The sequence below is a fragment of the uncultured Dokdonia sp. genome, from assembly GCF_947492815.1.
Classification (GTDB): domain Bacteria; phylum Bacteroidota; class Bacteroidia; order Flavobacteriales; family Flavobacteriaceae; genus Dokdonia.
In genome coordinates, this window is record NZ_CANLOB010000001.1 from 310,202 (window position 1) to 330,734 (window position 20,533).

The 20,533-nt window shown below is 33.5% G+C and carries 18 protein-coding genes; 13 read left to right on the plus strand and 5 right to left on the minus strand.

The annotated features are described in order from the left end of the window. The first annotated feature begins 2 nt into the window (after positions 1–2). Entirely contained in the window at positions 3–1,583 is a 1,581-nt protein-coding gene (locus Q1A01_RS01600) for a S8 family serine peptidase (protein ID WP_299674944.1), read from the plus strand. 167 nt (positions 1,584–1,750) lie between these two features. Beyond that, on the plus strand, positions 1,751–3,169 hold the full coding sequence (locus tag Q1A01_RS01605) for a hypothetical protein (RefSeq protein ID WP_299674947.1): 1,419 nt from the start codon (positions 1,751–1,753) through the stop codon (positions 3,167–3,169). 652 nt (positions 3,170–3,821) lie between these two features. Here Q1A01_RS01605 and Q1A01_RS01610 read toward each other — a convergent pair. From Q1A01_RS01610 to Q1A01_RS01630, 5 genes are all read right to left on the minus strand, one after another. Then, the gene (locus Q1A01_RS01610) at positions 3,822–4,583 is read right to left on the minus strand and encodes a metallophosphoesterase (protein WP_299674950.1); all 762 of its coding nucleotides are present in this window, start codon (positions 4,581–4,583) and stop codon (positions 3,822–3,824) included. Between the two features lie 136 nt (positions 4,584–4,719). Beyond that, the gene (locus Q1A01_RS01615) at positions 4,720–5,856 is read right to left on the minus strand and encodes an ATP-binding protein (RefSeq protein ID WP_299674953.1); all 1,137 of its coding nucleotides are present in this window, start codon (positions 5,854–5,856) and stop codon (positions 4,720–4,722) included. Between the two features lie 17 nt (positions 5,857–5,873). Further along, positions 5,874–6,623: an SDR family NAD(P)-dependent oxidoreductase gene (locus tag Q1A01_RS01620; RefSeq protein WP_299674957.1), complete on the minus strand. Its 750-nt coding sequence runs from the start codon at positions 6,621–6,623 to the stop codon at positions 5,874–5,876. A gap of 31 nt (positions 6,624–6,654) precedes the next feature. Continuing rightward, positions 6,655–6,999: a hypothetical protein gene (locus Q1A01_RS01625; RefSeq protein ID WP_299674960.1), complete on the minus strand. Its 345-nt coding sequence runs from the start codon at positions 6,997–6,999 to the stop codon at positions 6,655–6,657. A gap of 11 nt (positions 7,000–7,010) precedes the next feature. Beyond that, positions 7,011–7,883 (minus strand): aldo/keto reductase, encoded by an 873-nt coding sequence (locus Q1A01_RS01630; protein WP_299674962.1) that lies wholly within the window; start codon positions 7,881–7,883, stop codon positions 7,011–7,013. 162 nt (positions 7,884–8,045) lie between these two features. On the opposite strand from Q1A01_RS01630, the gene Q1A01_RS01635 reads away from it, so the two are divergent. The 11 genes from Q1A01_RS01635 (at position 8,046) to Q1A01_RS01685 (ending at position 20,523) form a co-directional block, all read left to right on the plus strand. Then, a complete protein-coding gene (locus Q1A01_RS01635; RefSeq protein WP_299674964.1) occupies positions 8,046–9,050 on the plus strand; it encodes a MoxR family ATPase in 1,005 nt (334 codons plus the stop codon). Between the two features lie 83 nt (positions 9,051–9,133). Further along, complete coding sequence (locus Q1A01_RS01640) at positions 9,134–10,000, plus strand: DUF58 domain-containing protein (protein WP_299674967.1); 867 nt, start codon at positions 9,134–9,136, stop codon at positions 9,998–10,000. Positions 10,001–10,011: 11 nt separating this feature from the next. Then, positions 10,012–11,673, plus strand: a complete 1,662-nt coding sequence (locus tag Q1A01_RS01645) for a hypothetical protein (RefSeq protein ID WP_299674970.1) — start codon at positions 10,012–10,014, stop codon at positions 11,671–11,673. Next, a complete protein-coding gene (locus Q1A01_RS01650; RefSeq protein WP_299674973.1) occupies positions 11,673–12,677 on the plus strand; it encodes a VWA domain-containing protein in 1,005 nt (334 codons plus the stop codon). The genes Q1A01_RS01645 and Q1A01_RS01650 overlap by 1 nt, the downstream gene beginning before the upstream one ends. Before the next feature lie 37 nt (positions 12,678–12,714). Next, positions 12,715–13,749, plus strand: coding sequence for a VWA domain-containing protein (locus tag Q1A01_RS01655; protein ID WP_299674976.1), 1,035 nt, complete (start codon positions 12,715–12,717; stop codon positions 13,747–13,749). A gap of 9 nt (positions 13,750–13,758) precedes the next feature. After that, entirely contained in the window at positions 13,759–14,628 is an 870-nt protein-coding gene (locus tag Q1A01_RS01660; protein ID WP_299674979.1) for a tetratricopeptide repeat protein, read from the plus strand. Between the two features lie 15 nt (positions 14,629–14,643). Then, positions 14,644–15,879, plus strand: coding sequence for a BatD family protein (locus Q1A01_RS01665; RefSeq protein WP_299674982.1), 1,236 nt, complete (start codon positions 14,644–14,646; stop codon positions 15,877–15,879). Positions 15,880–15,904: 25 nt separating this feature from the next. Beyond that, the gene (locus Q1A01_RS01670) at positions 15,905–17,677 is read left to right on the plus strand and encodes a BatD family protein (protein WP_299674985.1); all 1,773 of its coding nucleotides are present in this window, start codon (positions 15,905–15,907) and stop codon (positions 17,675–17,677) included. 1 nt (position 17,678) lies between these two features. Beyond that, a complete protein-coding gene (locus Q1A01_RS01675; protein ID WP_299674988.1) occupies positions 17,679–18,452 on the plus strand; it encodes a tetratricopeptide repeat protein in 774 nt (257 codons plus the stop codon). Between the two features lie 45 nt (positions 18,453–18,497). After that, positions 18,498–18,800 carry a hypothetical protein gene (locus Q1A01_RS01680; protein ID WP_299674991.1) on the plus strand — a complete coding sequence of 101 codons (303 nt, stop codon included), beginning with the start codon at positions 18,498–18,500 and terminating at the stop codon, positions 18,798–18,800. A 124-nt stretch (positions 18,801–18,924) separates the two neighbouring features. Next, the gene (locus tag Q1A01_RS01685) at positions 18,925–20,523 is read left to right on the plus strand and encodes a SulP family inorganic anion transporter (protein WP_299674994.1); all 1,599 of its coding nucleotides are present in this window, start codon (positions 18,925–18,927) and stop codon (positions 20,521–20,523) included. Positions 20,524–20,533: the final 10 nt, after the last annotated feature.

Consider the following 20,533-nt stretch of genomic DNA (forward strand, 5'->3'; position numbering starts at 1 on the left):
TAATGCAAATAGAGACACCTAATTTAAATAACTACTCTGAGGTTAAAAAGCAATTTTTAGCTTCAGATTGGTTTCATAAGGACATTATTCAAGATTCTTTTCCGGGCACAAGTTTATTTAGAGTTTACAACGAACGCCTGAAAAATATAAAAGGACAAGAGGTTATTGTTGCTATATTAGATATGAGTGTTGATATTAACCATACCTATTTACAAGATCATATTTGGACAAACGTTAAAGAAATTGCAGGCAATAACATTGACGATGATGCTAATGGGTATATAGATGATATACATGGATGGAATTTTTTAGGAAACCAACAGGGCGAAAACTTAAGTTATGAGCAGTTTGAATTTACACGCATTATTAAGAGATACCGTCGAACGATCTCAGTTCTAAATCCATCTGATAGCCTTATTTTACAAAGAGCTAATAAAGCATATATCTCGCATACTAAATATATCAGTGAACGTAGCGAGAATATCAATACTGTTATCTTAAATAGAAAAAATGCCTATCATTATTTGGATAGCATATTTAAAGGAAAAGAGTTTAAAGTTAAAGACTTAGACAGCTTAAAAAAAGTGCACCCTAAAGATTCCATACTCCAATTAGAGGTTCTTAAAATGACAAATTTCATTAACTATAATTTCACCCCTAAAAGAAATGATTCCCTAAAAAAGCATTATGAAAATTATAAAAACATCATGCTTAATGAGAATTATCCCGAAAGAGATATTATAGGTGATTCACTGCTACACAAATTGAATAATAGATATGGCAATAATAATGTAAGTGTTAGTCCTAATTTTTTAAATCACGGCACCTTAGTGTCTGGTATGTTAACTACAAAGTATATTAATACCGATAGTATTAATGTTTTTAAAAACATTAAGATCATGCCCTTACGTATCTCCGCCTATGGAGATGAATACGATAAAGATATTGCACTTGCTATTAGATACGCCGTAGATAATGGTGCTCGAGTGATTAATATGAGTTTTGGAAAACTATTCTCGATAGATAAACATTGGGTAGATGAAGCTATTAAATACGCAGAAGATAAGGGTGTACTTATTGTTAAGTCAGCTGGTAATGAACGCTCAAATACGGATAAAGAAGAAAACACCAAATATCCTAATGATTATAATGATGGGATAGAATTTAGTAATAATGTTATTACGGTAGGTGGAACATCACATAAGTTAAATGAAAAACTCCTCTACTACTCAACCAATTATGGAGAAGAAACGGTAGATATTTTTGCACCTGGGCAACATATTACCACTCTGTATCCACATAATGGAATAGTATATGGCAGAAATGGAACCTCCTATGCTACCCCAATCGTATCGGGTATTTCAGCTTTACTGTTCTCACATTATCCCAACCTAGATGCGAGCGATGTAAAAAAGATTCTTCTTGAATCTGGTCTTAGCTTCAATCATTTGGTCAATCTTCCTAAAAACAGAGGAGAAGAAACAGTGCAAAAACCCTTTAATGAACTCTCAAAGTCTGGAAAATTAATCAATGCGTATAATGCTTTTTTATATGCAGCAAAATATCAAAAAAATAAGCACTAAGATCAACTAAAAATACCCTTTTTCTCGAAAAGGAAGTCTCAATTCTAGAAATGGGGTATAGCCTAGTTGTATAGTTTACGATAAATATGAAATTTTGAACTGTTTTAAAACAAGAAGCTGACGAGCTTATTTGATAACATTAATTCAGTTTAAAATATTACATTATTATGAAAATACATTTCAAACCATATATCGTATTACTTATCCTTCTCACACTCTTTTTTAGTTGTCATACTGAAAGTGATGAATTATTAGATACACAAACCATATTAGAACGTCAAACCTCAAAAACCGTTACTGCTGATCAAATTCCTGATATTATTTCATTTGTAGAGACACAATCAAATAAAAATTTATCTTTTACACTAAATAATTCGGTAAACGGTCAAAACCGTTCCGAAGAAAATTTAATAATAGGGTCACTCAATACAGAACGAATACAACAGATTACTAATAGTGAAAATAGAACAAACTATACTTTTACTATGGAAAAGGAAAGCCCTTCTCAAGAAGCCTCAATAATCAACTATGTAGTCAAAGAAAATGGGGACAGTTATTATAGTTATTTTCTAGAATTTGTTCCCGATGCTAATTGGTTGCACCAAACTACAAACCCTAACGATCTCTCACAATACACAGGAGAAATTAAAGTATATGATAGAAATGGAAGTTATGTCACTAATGATACTTTTGTAGATGGTCAAAGTATCGCACAAACTGGCAGACAATCTTGTGATCCAGTAAATGGCGATAACGAAACTTCAGATGGTAACGGTGGAAGCACAGGAGGAAATCCTTCGTCAGGTGATGGTGGGTTTGGTGGCAATGGCGATGTTACAGATAACGGAAATGGCGGTCAAGATATAGAATGTGTTATCATTACGATAGAAGACTGTAATTGCTCAGATGGACCCGGAACAGTTGTTATTGTAAGTGCTTGTAACGGTCAAAAAAGTGCCGTCCGTAATCCTTGCACTGATGATTGTAATGCACAAAATGATTGCGAATTTGGATTTGATGCAAATTGTAATTGTTTAGAAAATCCTGATAATGCAGAGAATGCAGAAGTGTTAATAGATGTAGAAACATTTTTTGCTTTAGAATCTTTATTGGGGGGAAATGATTCTTTCCAATATCCTGCTGATGTTGATCCTGATAATGCTATACATTTTGATAGTGTTGAAGAGTTTGCTGAATTTCTTCAGGGTGCTGAATTTGATTTAACCTTACCAGTAACTGAACAGCAAAATGGGAATAGAATAACCACATTTAGAGTTGATTACGGATTGACCAATGTTGATTTATTTGTAAATCAAATTTTAAATGACCCATCAATAAATCAAGAATATGAACTTATAGAAGTAAGTTCAGAAGTAACTGGCATAACGCTAGGGTTTACTTGGGATCAAACAGCCATAGAATATATTATTGAAGGAAATGAAGCAATTATTACAGTATTTGGAAATCTAAAATATAATTTATTCCTTGAATCTGTTGGAACAATATATACAGACGTAAAGATTTTTGAATTACATATAGATATTAATACAGGACAACCTATTTCAATATTTGATATTGAAGATTAAACAAAATTTATGATGATAATTTTATTAGCACTACAAGAAAAAACATTAGAAGCATGGAACATTCCGATGCTTCTTTGGCAAATTTTCAACTTTATACTTTTAGTTGGGGTTATAGTTTTACTTTTTAAAATATTAAAGAAACTGAAATAAGTAGATTAATTTAAAGACTAAGATTAATTCGCTTTTGAACACTCAATTTTCCTTGTTTTTCTAAATAAGGTAGGAATTTTTATGTCCTAAGTGTATATATGATAATTTATGCACTTAGGGTGAGTTCTTAATTCTTCAAAAGAAGAAAATCAATTCTTTTTATTTATTATGATTATAGGTTTAGAATAAATAATTAAATAGGTATAAAAAAACGTCCGCTACTCCCCCAAGTATTGGACGTTTTCTATATTCAAAATGACTACTGTGGTGCATGTAGTCACATAAGCGTTTTTATACAATTCACATAAAGCTATTTCCCCTTTTAAACTATCAATACTAACATAATGCTAGTATTCAAATCATTATTTATAAACAATGTCTATAACTTGTGAATAGGATTATAAATAAAGCCTACTATTTTGAATGGTTAATACGTTGCAAATATCTTATAGCTATAGAAGTATAGCAAGGGGTAAATGCCCCTTTTTTTATCTATTTTTAATTATATAAGCGCTTTTGACCCTAGAAATGAATGCGTATTACGTCCTTTTTCTTCTTCATACAACTCCCAAACAGGGTCACTTTGCCAAAATTCTTTAGTATCTACGTCTAGCATAGAAATACTTCCCATAAAGGCAGCTCCTGTATCTATATTCCAAACATTTGCTTTTTGTAAAGGAGTCGTTGCTCCCACACGAGTTACGGGTGTATGGCCAATATATATTTCTTTAAAAAGCTGTAACCGTTTCGGATACATTATATCTAATGGAGATAAATCTTCCTTCATAGCACATACCATTTCCCATAACGTACGATCCCAATAAAAGGCTGTGCTATGCCATTCATGATTAGGCCCATTAAGATTCTGAAAGCCTGCATGACAGAACATTCTATTTTGATCATCTATATAATAATCTTTTAAACTCTCATAAAAAGGAAGGTGTTCATAGCGCTCTTCACTTGACAACTTTGCATATGCATCTTTTGTACTCTGCCCTCCATGTTGTATCCACTTAGCACTCATTTCTTTACCTTTTAACCATTGATATACTAAGACATCATGGTTACCACGAATCAAGGTGATTTCTTGATGTAATGACATTTCTGTAAGAAAATCAATTACCCCAACACTATCACTCCATCCATCTACATAATCTCCTAAAAAAATCAAATGATCATCCCTTGTTACCGCAGCTCTTTGTAAGACCTGCTTAAGAGCGATTAATCCTCCATGAATATCTCCTACAACTAATGTTCTTTTCATCTATTTTAAAATTTTTATTTCATAAGAAATGAAATAAATAAAAATTTTACGCGCAGATCAATCGCTACGCTTTCGCATAAAAATTTAATTATTGTTTATCATTCAAAAAATTAATTTTACGTATGCTCATTTCATATTAATTATACCTTACTTTACGCAAAATACGCATTGTCTCTTTATAACGGCTATAAATAGGTCCTTTGTATTTCTTAAGAAACGGTTTTACTTCTTCTAACTTATGAATGGCACCATCAAATCCATTGAGATAACAGATTAGATAGGTATTTGGTAATTCATATAAATCATCATATTCTCCTTGATTCAGCGGTATTTTACGTTTCAGTTTATAAAAAATCACATTATTATTATTATAAATATGATATAATGTACGTTTATCTACTTTAGGAGGATCAAAAATCAATGTAGTGTCAATGGTGTAGGTTCCGCTTTCGCGAAAGCGTATAACCACTTCTTCCAATGGGTAATATTTAAACTGCTCTTGAACCCCTAGATGTACATACTCCAGTATAGAAAATGAATCTTCATCATAACGAATAGACACCTCATCTAACGCCGAATAAAATAATCGTACCTGCTCATTGATAAGTTCAATATCCACTCTCGAATAATAGGTATCTCCCTTTACTACTTTTTTATGTCCTGCCCAACAAAGCACAAATTGCTCTTTAAACACTTTGTACTGACTTTCCATATCATTATGACGATGATTTATAAAATCGATCACCCCATCTAATGTTAGCTCAATACTGTTTTTTGCATGATTTTCTATAGCCGCAACAATGGCACTATTTACATCTTCTACATCAGATTTAAAAACCTTAGGCATAGACATACTCCCATCCCTAAAAAAGACAGTACCTCCCCAATATTTCCAAATATTCTTTCTTAAAGCAGTAAGCTTATCCTGTGCTCTAATAGTGACAAGCCCTACTACTCTATCTTCTGGTAAATGTGGAAAAGGAATATTTTCATAGGATATAATAGGCGGATTGTCCAAATAAGCGTTTACAAGATTTTGCAACTTACTATCATCAAAAAAAGGAACACCTATAATGGTATTTTCACTATCATCTACTCCAATAACAATAAAAGAATTGTTTTTTGGATTGGAATTGGAAAGTGCACAAATATGTTTTAAAAACTTAGCCTTTCCTTCTTTACTTCCAATATCTATTTTACGCTTCTTATCATAAAAGCTATTCTCATCATTATGAGATAACAAATTTTTAATAAGAAGGCGTTTATTAATCAAAATACAAGAGAGAGTCTTTAATTTTTATTAATAATAGTAGAACTAGCCTGCGCAGTAGACATTACCACAAGATCTGCAATATTTACGTGATACGGTCTTGATACTACAAAATAAATAATATCTGCAATGTCTTCTGGTTTTAGCACATCAAATCCTTGATATACCTTATCTGCACGATCTGTATCTCCTTTAAAACGTACCTCGCTAAACTCTGTATGAACCATCCCTGGGTTGACAGCACCTACTCTAATATTATGTTTATTGAGATCTATGCGCATACCTTGATTGATAGCATCTACTGCATGTTTACTGGCACAATACACATTACCATTAGGATATACTTCTTTCCCAGCTGTAGATCCTATATTAATAATATGACCTTGCTTTCTGTCTGTCATTTGTGGGATAATCGCTTTACTTACATACAATAACCCCTTTACATTTATGTCTAACATAGCATCCCAATCATCGGTGCTCCCTGATTGAATAGGATCTAAACCATGTGCGTTTCCCGCATTATTAATCAAGATATCTATTTGTTTAAAATCATCCGGTAATTCGTCTATTGCTTGTGCTACCTTTTCTTTATCACGTACGTCAAAAGTAAGGGTATGTACCTTTACTTGATCCTGAAAAGCTTGCTGTAAGTCGTCCAGACGCTCTTGCCTTCTTCCACAAAGGATTAAGTTAATTCCTTCTTTAGCAAAACGCTCTGCAGTTGCCTTCCCTATGCCACTAGTGGCTCCTGTTATTAATGCTGTTTTCATATATTTTTCAAGTAGCAATTTTATTTGTTTTTTAAGACATTATTTTTTCTATATAGCCTGAAATAATTATACTTATTATCAAAATAACGATGATCAATATAACAAGTAATACTATTTTCTTTTGTTTTTGAAAATCAACAATATTTATAGTTTCTATAACTGCAATAATGCCATTATTTTTTAGTAACAGATCTATGTCTACTCGGTCTTTGTCTCTTAAAAAATAACGTATTTGTTCTCCCGCAGATGGTTGTTCGTCTATATTAGAATAAAACGGAAGTTGTAACCTATTTAATTCAGATTCAAAAATCATATGATTCTCAATTGGAATATATAATTTAAAATGGTCTTTATATTTTAGTTTAAAATTATTCAATATGTTATCTCTTAAGGGACTTTATGCCCTTGACTTTCTATTAATAATGCAAACCAATCTTGTAATTCCAATGTAATATCTGCCGCTTTCACAGCATTTGTAATACGTTCTTTATTAGTGGTTCCTATTACAGGATGTACTCCCGATGGGTGTTGCATAACCCAGGCAAGTAATAACTGATCTTCTGTTGCATTGTATTTCTCAGTCAATGATTCCAGTAGTTTTTTAATACGTTGTGTTTGTGAAGTATCTTCTCTAAATACACTTCCCAAAGGACTCCAACTCATAGGTACAATACCATTTGTTTGCATATGATCTAGACTACCGTTGTGCATTGCCGTATGTTGCGTTAAGCTAAATTCAATTTGATTTACAGCAATAGGAGCCTTTGCACTAATTAAATCTGTTTGAAAAGGTGTGAAATTAGAGACGCCAAAATCAAGTATTTTACCCTCTCCTTTTAATTGTTCTATAGCTTTTTGAATTTCATCTGCTTGCATTAAAGGACTAGGTCGGTGCAATAATAAGAGATCTAAATAGTCTGTTTGTAATAATTGAAGTGATCTTTCTGCGCTCCAAATAATATATTTTGCCGTATACTCATAATGCTTCACCCGATTTTCTGGGCGTGCTTTTTCGAGGTATTGAATACCACATTTTGAGATTAATTGAATGGTGGATCTGTCTATATTTGCTTTCGCGAAAGCGGATCCAAAATCACCCTCAGTGCTGTAATCACCGTAAATATCAGCATGGTCAAACGTTGTGATACCTTGTGACATGCAGTGATGCATCATATCAATCATTTGAGTGTCATCAAGTTGTTTCCCCCAAGCACCCCAGGTCATACACCCTTGAATTATTTTTGAAAATTTTTTATTCATTTTATATTTTGCGTTCTCATTAAAAATACGAGTTACCAAGATAGAAAAATACGTGTGAAGCCCTTTATTTAATAGAATTTTTAACCAATTGTTAACAAGAAGTTTGGGAATAAAACCCCACTTTGCAATGTTTTAAAATCCCACTAAATTTAATTTTAAAGTATGGAAGAAAATATGACGACGATAGATATAAGCGCTATCAATGAAAAAATAGAAAAAGAAAGTGCTTTTATTGATATCCTGACCATGGAGATGAACAAGGTAATTGTAGGTCAAAAGCATATGATAGAACGATTACTTATTGGACTTTTAGGTCGCGGTCACATCTTACTTGAAGGAGTACCTGGTCTTGCAAAAACACTTGCTATTAATACACTAGCACAAGCAGTACAAGGCTCTTTTAGTCGTATACAATTTACACCTGATTTACTTCCTGCCGACGTGGTAGGAACTATGATATATAATATGAAAGTCAATGACTTTAGTATTAAGAAAGGTCCCATTTTTGCCAACTTTGTACTGGCAGATGAGATCAACCGTGCTCCTGCAAAAGTACAGTCTGCACTGCTAGAGGCCATGCAAGAAAAACAAGTTACCATTGGTGACGAGACGTTTATCTTAGATAAACCATTTTTAGTAATGGCAACACAAAACCCAGTTGAGCAAGAAGGAACGTACCCATTACCAGAAGCACAGGTAGACCGTTTTATGCTTAAAACAGTCATCGATTATCCTAAAATCGAAGACGAGCAAATGATTATTCGCCAAAACTTAAAAGGTGGTTTTGAAAAAGTAAACGCGGTTGTTTCTGTAGAACAAATACTTCGTGCACAGGAAGCAGTAAAAGAAGTGTACATGGATGAAAAAATTGAGAAATACATTCTAGACATCATCTTTGCAACACGTTATCCAGAAAATTACAAATTAGCAGACTTAAAACCTCTTATCAATTTTGGAGCTTCTCCTCGTGGAAGTATCAATCTTGCTACTGCTGCAAAATGTTATGCTTTTATCAAACGTCGCGGATACGTTATTCCTGAAGATGTAAGAGCAGTTGTACATGATATCTTACGTCATCGTATTGGTATTACCTACGAAGCAGAAGCAGAAAACATTACCTCTGTAGATATCATTAACAAGATTGTAAATCAAATTGAAGTACCATAAAAGCCAGTAGGCAGTCACAGTCACAGTAAGGCAATTACATTGTTATTACTAATACTGATTACTAAAAACTGAACACTGAATACATGGATACAAAGGAATTACTTAAAAAAGTACGCAAGATCGAGATCAAGACACGACGCTTGTCTGATCATATTTTTGGAGGAGAGTATCACTCAACCTTCAAAGGTCGTGGTATGACTTTTAGTGAAGTACGTCAATATCAGTTTGGAGATGATGTGCGTAATATTGATTGGAATGTTACAGCTCGTTATAACGAACCATTTATCAAAGTTTTTGAAGAAGAACGAGAACTTACTATGATGCTAGTAGCTGATGTAAGTGGCTCTGAGTTTTTTGGAACAGACAAGCAGTTTAAAAACGAAATTGTTACCGAAGTAGCCGCTACATTAGCATTTAGTGCAATGCAAAATAATGATAAAATAGGGCTGATCTTATTTACAGATGAGATAGAATTATTTATCCCTCCTAAAAAAGGAAAGTCACACGTATTAAGAATTATACGCGAACTTTTAGAGTTTAAGCCTAAATCTAAAAAAACAGATATTGCGCAAGCTATTAAATTCTTGAGTAGCGTCATGAAGAAAAAAGCAATTACGTTTATCCTTTCTGATTTTATTGCCGATGGATATGAACAAACACTCAAAATTGCTGGTAATAAACATGACATTACAGGAATTCGCATCTATGACCAACGCGAAGAAGCGATCCCTAGCTTAGGAATGGTACAAATGGAAGATGAAGAAACTGGAGAATTAGTACTTATAAATACATCTTCAAAAAAAGTGCGTAGAAACTACGAAGCTTATTATAAAGAACGCGTTTCTTATTATGAAGAAAGCTTTAGAAGAAGTGGCTCTGGTGTTATAAATGTTCGTACAGATGAGAGTTATGTAAAAAAATTATTAGGTTATTTTAAACGAAGAGGATAATAGAAAAAGAGATGACACACCCCCATAATCACATAGGAAGAGCAAAGAATACAATCTATGCATATGGCATGGCTATATTTTTTATTCTTTTCTCTTTTTTATCAGTAAACGCTCAGATGGAGCCTACTGTAACATCAAAGATTGATACCACCAAAATTCGTCTTGGTGAACAAATAAATTATACGCTTACTGTAGAAGCAGATCAACTAGCTACTGTTGTTTTCCCAGAAGGACAAACCTTCTCTCCTTTAGAAATGATTGAGAGTTACAAAGTAGATACTTCTTTCGCGGAAGCGAAAATGACATTAATAAAAAAGTATGGTCTTACACAGTTTGATAGTGGGTCTTATAAAATCCCAAGGCAACGTGTTATCATAGGAGATCGCACCCTACAAACAGACTCTTTTCAAGTAGATGTTGCAAATGTAAAGTTAGACACCTTAACACAGGGACTATACGATATAAAACCTGCTATAGAACTCCCTACAGACTATAGTAAATTCTGGAAATACCTCTTATGGATACTTCCAATTTTAGTAGCAATTGCCCTCTTTTTATTTTGGTTATTACGCAGACATAAAAAACGTATTGAAGCAGAAAAATACATCCCTCCTTTTGAGCAAGCATTAGCATCTTTACGTCAACTTGATCAAACAGACTTTATTGTTGCTGCAAAATATAAAGAATACTACTCTACACTTACAGACACGGTACGTCGTTACTATGAAGAAAAAGTATATGACAAAGCACTAGAAAGCACTACAGATGAGCTTATAGCACGATTAGAAGTAGAGAAAGACAGTGGTCATATTGATTTCAATCCAGAAACCATACAACAGCTCAAAGACATTTTTAAACGGGCAGATTTAGTGAAGTTTGCACGTATTAATCCCCCTTCCGGGAAAGCAGAAGCAGACCGCTTAGCGATTGAGCAGATTGTAAAAGAAACCAAAGAAGCACTTCCTGAACCAACGATAGAAGAACTCATGAAAGATCAAGACTTTCGTGAATCTATGGAACGTAAACGCACCCGAAAATTATGGCTTACTGGAATTGCTGGTGTCCTAGGAATCTTATTAATAGGACTCATTACAGGAATTGCGATAAAAGGATATGACGAGGTTAAAGATTATCTATTAGGAAACCAAACAAGAGAACTTGTAGAAGGAAATTGGGTTACGAGTGAATATGGATTTCCTAGTATTGTTATTAGTACACCTAAAGTACTAGAACGACTAGAAACTCCAATTCCAGATGATCTTAAAGGTAAAATGCAAGCTAATGCTTTTGGTTGGCAAACAGAGCCTCCAGCTGTTACTATTTCTGTAATACAAATAATTCTTCCTAAGGGTACAGAGCCCCCTGTAAAAGAAATTATAGACGGACAAATCGCCGAATTAGAAAAGAAAGGGCTTATAGCAGATCTTGTTAAGCAAGAAAAGTTTAAAACCCCTAATGGGGCAGAAGGTATTAAAACGTTTGGTACTGGAAAATTTATGATTGATAAAGAAAAAAATATTTCTATATCTGGAGAATATGCCATGCTAAATTTTGTTGCAGAAAATATTATCCAGCAAGTAATTATTACTTGGGATAAAGACGATACTTACAGTGTCGAAATAGCAGAACGTGTTATCAATAGTGTTGAACTTCAAAAAGCCGAAACAAAATAATGTTTGATAATATTGAGTTTTCTAATCCGCAGTTTTTCTGGTTGTTTTTAGCATTACCAGTAGCCATTGCTTGGTATATATGGAAGCGTAAAAAACAAACGCCATCAGTAAAGCTTTCAAGTATTAAGGGCTTTAAAGCAACAAATAGCATTTTACCTAAATTACGCCCTTTCTTGTTCCTATTAAGGCTACTAGCATTAGCAGTACTTATTACAGCGATGGCACGTCCACAGACTACAGATGTTTCTACACGTACCAAAAGTACGAGAGGTATCGATATTATTATTGCAATAGATGTTTCTGCAAGTATGCTTGCAAAAGATTTACGTCCTAATCGTCTGGAAGCTTTAAAATTAGTAGCAGCAGATTTTATCAAAGGGAGACCTAATGATCGTATTGGACTAGTAGAATACGCAGGCGAAAGCTACACAAAAACACCTATTACAAGTGACAAAAGCATTGTGCTAAGTTCGCTCAATAGCATACGATACAATAATATTATAGAAGGTGGTACCGCCATAGGAATGGGACTATCTACTTCTGTAAATAGATTAAAAGATAGCAAGGCATTAAGTAAAGTAATTATTTTAATGACTGATGGGGTTAATAATGCAGGTTTTATAGACCCTAAAATTGCAAGTGAACTTGCTTTAGAATTTGGCATTAAAACCTATACTATTGGTGTAGGAACTAATGGGACAGCACTATCGCCTGTTGCATTAAACAATAATGGATCTTTTGTCTATGATAATGTCCCTGTAGAAATAGACGAAGATTTATTAAAAGAAATTGCAGAAGTTACAGGCGGAAAATACTTCCGAGCAACAAATAACAAAAAATTAAAAGAAATTTACGACGAAATAGATAAATTAGAAAAAACAGAAGTTGAAGAGTTCAAATACACAAATTATGAAGAGAAGTATCGCCCTCTTATCCTATTAGCAGGTATATTATTGCTATTAGAACTCCTCCTTAAGTTTACAGTGTTTAGAAGTTTTGTTTAATAAAAAAGATTCCTACTTACGTCGGAACAATAAATAAATGTATCTACTAGAAGAAAAAATATGGTTTTGGTTATTACTGGCAATCCCAGTAATAATCGTATTATTTTTGGGTGTTCTTTTCTGGCAACGCACTGCACAAAAACGCTTTGCAGATAGTGCCTTACTTAAAAAACTAAGTCCTGAACGTTCATTATTTAAACCTGTACTTAAAATATTTGTAATAAGTCTTGCAATGCTTTTCTTAGTAATTGCTTTGGTAAATCCTAAAATGGGAACAAAACTGGAAACAATAAAACGTGAAGGAGTTGATGTTGTATTTGCTATAGATGTTTCAAAAAGTATGCTTGCAGAAGACATTGCTCCTAACCGTATGGAGAAATCCAAACAATTGGTTACTCAAATTATTAATAATCTAGGAAGTGATCGTATAGGGATTATTGCTTATGCTGGAAGTGCGTATCCTCAATTACCTATTACTACAGATTATAGTAGTGCCAAATTGTTTTTGAGTCAGATGAACACCAATATGCTTTCTAGTCAAGGAACTGCTATTAGTGAAGCTATAGAGCTTGCTAAAACTTATTATAATGATGAAGAGCAAACCAATAGAGTTCTCTTTATCGTTTCTGACGGAGAAGACCATGTAGGAGAATCATCAAATATTGCAGAGCAAGCTAATCAGGAAGGAATTCGAATTTTCACAATAGGTGTGGGTGAGACTACAGGAGGTCCTATTCCTTTAAAGCGTAATGGTATTGTACAATCTTATAAAAAAGATCAAAACGGAGAAACCGTTATTACAAAACTAGACGAACAGACTTTACAAGATATTGCTTCAGAAGCCAATGGAGAATATATTTTTGGGAAAAATACCGCAGATGTCACTGATAAAGTAAAAGAAATCCTTAATGGGATGAATAAAAAAGAGTTTGAAGCGAAACAGTTTGCAGACTTTAAAGACCAATTCCAATGGTTTTTAGGGGCTGGATTACTACTTCTATTCTTAGATATCTTTTTATTAGATCGCAAAACCAGCTGGCTAAAGAAATTAAATCTATTCAATGAAAATTAAAAGAGCGTCATGAAACACCTTCTTTACATATACGTGATAAGCTTCTCTTTGACAATAATTGCTCAAAACAAGAAACAAGCGCCTATAAATCCGTATGCAGATACGGCGCGAGAACTCGTATTGGACGGTAATGAACACCTTTCTGATAACGCTTTCGCGAAAGCGGAAGTAGCCTACAGAGAGGCTATCTCATTAGACCCTTCCAGTGTACCTGCAAAATACAATGCAGGAAATAACTATTATCGCAATGAAAAATATGAAGAAAGCACCGCTTCTTTAGTAAAAGCAACAGAAGTCGCTCAAACTAAAAAAGAGAAACATAAAGCTTTTCATAACCTAGGAAATGCATTATACCAACAAGAAAATTGGGAAGGGGCGGTAGAAGCTTATAAAAATGCATTGCGTAATGACCCTACAGATGAAGAAACACGTTACAATCTCATGTTAGCCAAAAAAGAAAAAGATAAAAACGGCGGCGGCGGCGGAGGAGGTGATGATGAAAATGAAAATCAAGATAAAGATCAAAATCAAGATAAAGATCAGAACGAAAAGGATAAAGACGGAGAAGGAGACGAAAAAGAGAGTGACGACGGTGAAAAGAAAGAGACTGATGATGAAGGAGAAGAAAAAGAAGAAAAAGGAGAACAGAAAGAAGATGAAAATGGAAAGCCTGAGGATAAAGAAAAAGAAGAATCTAGCGACAAAGGAGAAGAAAAGAAAGAAAAGCCTAAACAACAAGCTCCACAACCTGGTCAATTATCTCCTCAACAAGTACGTAGTCTATTAGAAGCAATGCGTAATGAAGAACAAAAAACACAAGAAAAAATAAATGCTAAAAAGCAAAAAGGAGCAAAAGTAAAAACCGAGAAAGATTGGTAAATTCGTAATATTTCTATGAAACTAAAACTGTACATATTCACTATTATGTTGCTATCTATAGCAACAGCATCCGCACAAGATGTGTCTTTTAATACAATAGTTGAAAATAAAAAAATAGGTATTAACGAGTTGCTATATATTGAATTTAAAATCAATCAAGACTATAATGATTTCAAAGCTCCAGATTTTGAAGGATTCGTAATACATTCGGGACCTAATAAGTCAACAAGTGCAAGCTTGGCAAATGGAAAAAAAACATATTCTAAATCATTTAAATATGCTCTTACTCCTATAAAAAAAGGAGAAATTAAGATAGGAGAGGCAGAAGCAACCTTCAATGAAAAAGTATACAAATCACCTCTTTTAAAAATTACCGTAACTGACTCTGTAGCTACAGCAAAACCTATAAATGAGATTGCTTCAGAAAAAATCCATCTCATAACTGAGGTTTCTAAAAACAGTTTATATCTTAATGAAGGTTTTAATGTTACTCATAAATTATATGTATCGCAAGATATTAGTGTAAAAAACTGGAAAATGTTAGACTCTCCAAAGTTTATCAATTTTTGGAGTGAGGACATGGATGAAAAAGAATTTAAAGTTCATGAAGGAACGTATCAAGGAGAGCCCTACAGATATGTAATTTTAAAACGTACTGTATTGTATCCTCAAAAAACTGGAAAGCTTAATATTGAACCCTTAAGTCTTAATGTGTCTTCTGCAGTGCCTACGAAAAGACGTGATATTTTCGGTCGTTTTATTCCAGAAGACGTAAACGTTATCATTACTTCAAAAAGTACAACTATAGATGTCAAACCTCTTCCATTACAGGGAAAACCAGATGATTTTACTGGAGCAGTAGGAATTTTTGACTTTACAGTAAAAGCAAATAAAGGTATAGCACCAAATTTACCTAAACTATTTGAAGTAATTATAGAAGTAGAAGGAATTGGGAATGTATCACTTTTTGACCTCCCAAATCTTAATTTACCAAATAACGTAAAGACATTGTATGAACCAGAAAATACCGTAAGTATAAATGATATAAGTGCTTTCAAAAGAAATGCATATTCCATTGCTGTCCCTGCTTACAATAAAAAATATACTATTGCTCCTATATCTTTTAATTATTTTAATCCAAAAACTGAACGTTACGAGCGTAAGACTTCAGATGAGTTTGTCATAGAAGTAATAAGCCGTGAAGGAGAAAAAGCACAAGGAAAAATAAGTACTAAAAAGAAAAACCATTAAAGATTGATAAATTCGTAATATTACTATGAAATTAAAACTGTACATATTCGCTATCACCTTACTTTCTATAGTATCGGTATCTGCACAGGATGTGTCTTTTAATGCCAAGGTCAATAAAAAAAAGCTAGGTATTAATGAGCGATTGCGTATTGATTTTGAAGTAAATCAAGATGGAGATAATTTTAAAAGACCTGATTTTAAAGGATTCACTATATATTCAGGACCTAATCAGGCAGTAAGTAGAAGCTGGGTAAACGGAAAAGGAACCTATTCTAAAACATTTAGTTATACCCTGGTTCCTACTAAAAGAGGAAAATTTACCATAAAACAAGCTGAAATTACAATTAAAGGTGAAGTATATAAATCACCTCCTATAGAGGTAACTGTTACTGCAGCCGTAGATAGACCAAAAGATGGGAATGACGCTGCATATATAGCTTCAGAAAAAATTCATCTTGTAGCAGAGGTTTCAAAAAACAGCCCTTATTTAAATCAAGCATTCACTGTTGTTTACAAGCTATATGTGTCTCCAGAAACAAGTGTAAGCAATTGGAGAGAAATTGACTCTCCTAAATTTGCCGATTTTTGGAGTCAAAATATAGATGAAAAACAGTTTAAGATATATGAAGGGGAATATCAAGGTGAACCCTATAGATATGTTATTTTAAGACGTACTGTATTGTATCCTCAAAAAACTGGAAAACTTAATATTGAACCCTTAAGTCTTAATGTTTCTGTTGCAGTACCTACCAATAAACGAGATATTTTTGGTCGTTTTTTAACCCAAAACGCAAGTATTACAGTCGCTGCAAAAAACAGAACTGTTAATGTAAAACCACTTCCATTAGATGGAAGGCCAGATGATTTTACAGGAGCTGTTGGTGAGTTTGATTTTACGGTAAAAACAGATAAAAACTCACTTGATGCGTCTGAAGCTTTTCAATTAAGTGTAGAAGCAAAAGGAAATGGAAACTTAAAATTATTTGATCTCCCTAAGCCTAATTTACCAAGTAAATTAGAAGTATATGAACCAGAAAACGCAGATAAGGTACGTACAAATTTAAGTGGTATGAGTGGCCTTAAAAGAAGCACCTATACGGTAGTTCCTGCATACAAAGGGAAATATCCTATTCCTCCTATATCATTTACGTACTTCAACCCAAAAACAGAACGTTATGAGCGCAAAACTTCTGATGAAATTGTAATAGAAGTAATGAATGGCCCTGTAGATTCAACTCCAGATAATACCACTGTTACGACTAATGGGAATAACAAACAACAAGTAATTGCAGCCGATAAACAGTTTGCCTATATAAGATCTACAACAAGCCTTCAACCTATCATCAAAAAACAGTTTTTCAAATCTGGACTATTCTGGACACTATTGGGCACACCGTTTTTATTGATTCCTATCGCAATGTTTGTGCGTAAAAAACGACAAGCATATACAAGTGATGTACAAGGAAATCGTATTAGAAAAGCAGATAAGTTGGCGCGTAAATTTTTAAGCGAAGCAAAAAAGAATTTAGGAAGCCAGAAAGAATTTTATATCGCTATGGAGCGAGCGCTTCATAATTACTTAAAAGCAAAACTCAATATCCAAACAAGTGAGATGAGTAAAGATCGCATTACAAGACTCCTAAAAGAACGTGAAGTAGATGCATCAACAACAATTGAATTTATTGGACTTTTAGAAAGTTGTGAATTTGCAAGATATACACCTTCTAGTAATGTAGCAATGCAACAAGATTATGATAAGGCGGCACGTGTAATATCAACTATAGACAAACAGTTATAAGATGGCAAAAATTTCAAAATTTCTTCTTGTTATCGTAGCTTTTCTTTTAAGTTGCATAACTCATGCACAACAAACAGAACTTCTTTTTAAAGCAGGTAATGATCATTATGCGCAAGGAAGGTACCAAGAAGCTATAGATGCATATAAAAGAATATTAGATCAAAAAGTAGCATCTGCAGAGGTCTATTATAACCTTGCAAATGCACACTATAAATTAAATAATGTAGCGCCTACTGTATATTATTATGAAAAGGCGTTACAACTTGCTCCTGCAGATCCAGATATACGTAATAATGCCGCTTTTGCAGAAAACATGAAAATAGATGCTATAGAGCCTCTACCAGTAAATACACTTCAGGAATGGACAAATAGTATCATTAGTCTCTTTACAATAGATGGATGGGCAAAAATAGCCATCATTTGTGTTATTCTTTTTGTACTCTTTTTTCTGGGGTATTATTTTACATATACAAGTATCAAAAAACGTGCTTTTTTTATAACATCTTTAATTGTATTAATTATTGCTATTATGAGTGTGAGTTTTGCGTATACCGCTTTCGCGAAAGCGCAACAAGACAATCCAGCTATTGTTTTTACACCAAAAGTAGAAGTAAAGAGTGAACCCAACTTATCAAGTACTTTAGCTTTCACCTTACACGAAGGCACTAAAGTATTTGTATTAGAAGAAGTTAACGACTGGAATAAAATCAAACTTATAGATGGGAAAACGGGTTGGATTCCAAAAGGAGACATCAAACTATTAAACAATTTTTAAAACTCCGTAACCAGATTTACCATAAATTTCTTTAACTTAGTTTCTTTGAAAAGTATCGCCATCATATCACTATCCTGCATGTTATCCCTTTCTATATTGGGACCTTCTTTTTTGATGCTAATTGATAATCACTGCGATATTGAAGTTACCTTAGACATAGGAGAAGAAGAAAATAAGGACTCTAAAAAAGAACTTACAGAAAAAGACAGTTTTTTTCAAATATATATAACACCAGTTATAGCTAAAAAATGTCATCAAATATCTCAAAATAAACACATATTACATCAATATAGAAATCATGTTATTGATGTACAATCCCCTCCTCCAAAATATACTATTTATATTTAAATCTGTATACACTTCATTAAGGAAAAGAAGTACCATTCATAAGTTCCTTTTCGAGTGAAATACCCATTATTATTTTAAACTAAACAAGCTATGTGTCTTTTAGCATAGCATTATATTTATTACCATGTTCAAATATTTAAAGAACGATCTACCCGCTAGTGTCGTTGTATTTTTTGTAGCACTTCCGCTATGTTTAGGAATTGCTCTTGCCAGTGGTGTAGGCGCTGCCAATTTGTTTGCAGGTCTTATTGCCGGAATTATTGGAGGAATAATAGTCGGGCTAATTAGTGGTTCTCACATAGGTGTGAGTGGCCCAGCAGCAGGGCTTGCAGCCATTGTTGCGGCAGCTGTTGCTTCATTAGGTTTTCAAGATTTTTTAGTTGCTGTAGTTCTTGCCGGTGCTATTCAAATTATCTTTGGTTTATTACGACTTGGAATCATAGGATATTTCTTCCCCTCTTCTGTTATCAAGGGAATGCTTACAGGTATAGGAATAATCATTATTCTCAAGCAAATACCGTATTTCTTTGGATTGGACAAGAATCCTGAAGGTGACTTTGCTTTTCTTCAAATAGATGGAGAAAATACTTTTTCTGAATTGTTAAAAGCAATCAATGCTCTGATAAGTGGAAATTTTGATTCTGGAGCAACACTAATTGCCCTCATTGCCATTGCTCTTTTAATATTTTGGAGCAGTGTTTTGAGCAAAAAAGGTAGAATATTCCAACTTATCCAAGGACCATTAGTTGTAGTTGCTATAGGAATTCTGTTTTACTTTGTAACTCAAGGTTCTTCTTTTGAACTTGCTCAAAAGCATCTTGTTTCGGTACCAGTACCTGATGATTTCCAAAGTTTTATTGGGCAGTTTAGTACTCCGAATTTTTCTGCAATAAATAAATCTGAAATTTGGATTACCGCATTCACTATTGCACTAGTAGCATCATTAGAAACATTACTTTGTGTAGAAGCCACAGACAAATTAGATCCAGAAAAACGTGTCACACCAACGAATCGTGAACTCTTTGCTCAAGGTATTGGAAACATGATATCAGGTCTTATAGGTGGTCTGCCAATCACGCAAGTGATTGTTCGTAGTTCTGCAAACATTCAATCGGGAGGAAAAACAAAAGCATCGGCTATTATCCATGGTTTCTTACTCCTGATATCCGTATATACAATTCCTCAGATACTTAATTACATCCCACTTTCCGTACTTGCAGCAATCTTATTTATAGTAGGATATAAACTAGCTAAACCTTCAACATTTAAAGCTATGTGGAATGCAGGTTGGATGCAATTTATACCTTTTATTGTGACAGTACTCATTATTGTATTTAAAGATTTACTTTGGGGTATTGGTATTGGTCTTGTAGTAGGTATCATTATTGTGCTTTTCAAGAGTTTCCAAAATTCTCATTTTTTACACAAAGAGAACAATGATCCTACAGATGGAAAAATTAAAATGACCTTAGCTGAGGAAGTAACGTTTTTTAATAAGGGAGCTATCCTTAAAGAACTAGACGCTCTTCCTGAGAACTCACATCTTGAACTAGACGTGCGTAAAACCAGATATCTTGACAATGATATTATTGAAATTCTAGAAGACTTTGCAGATAAGGCAAAACAACGTAATATAGATATTAAACTCGTTTCAGAACGTGGCGTTGTAGAGAATCCACCTAGTTATATTGAATTTTTTAAACTTAGACCAAAAACATCATAAACATATAATT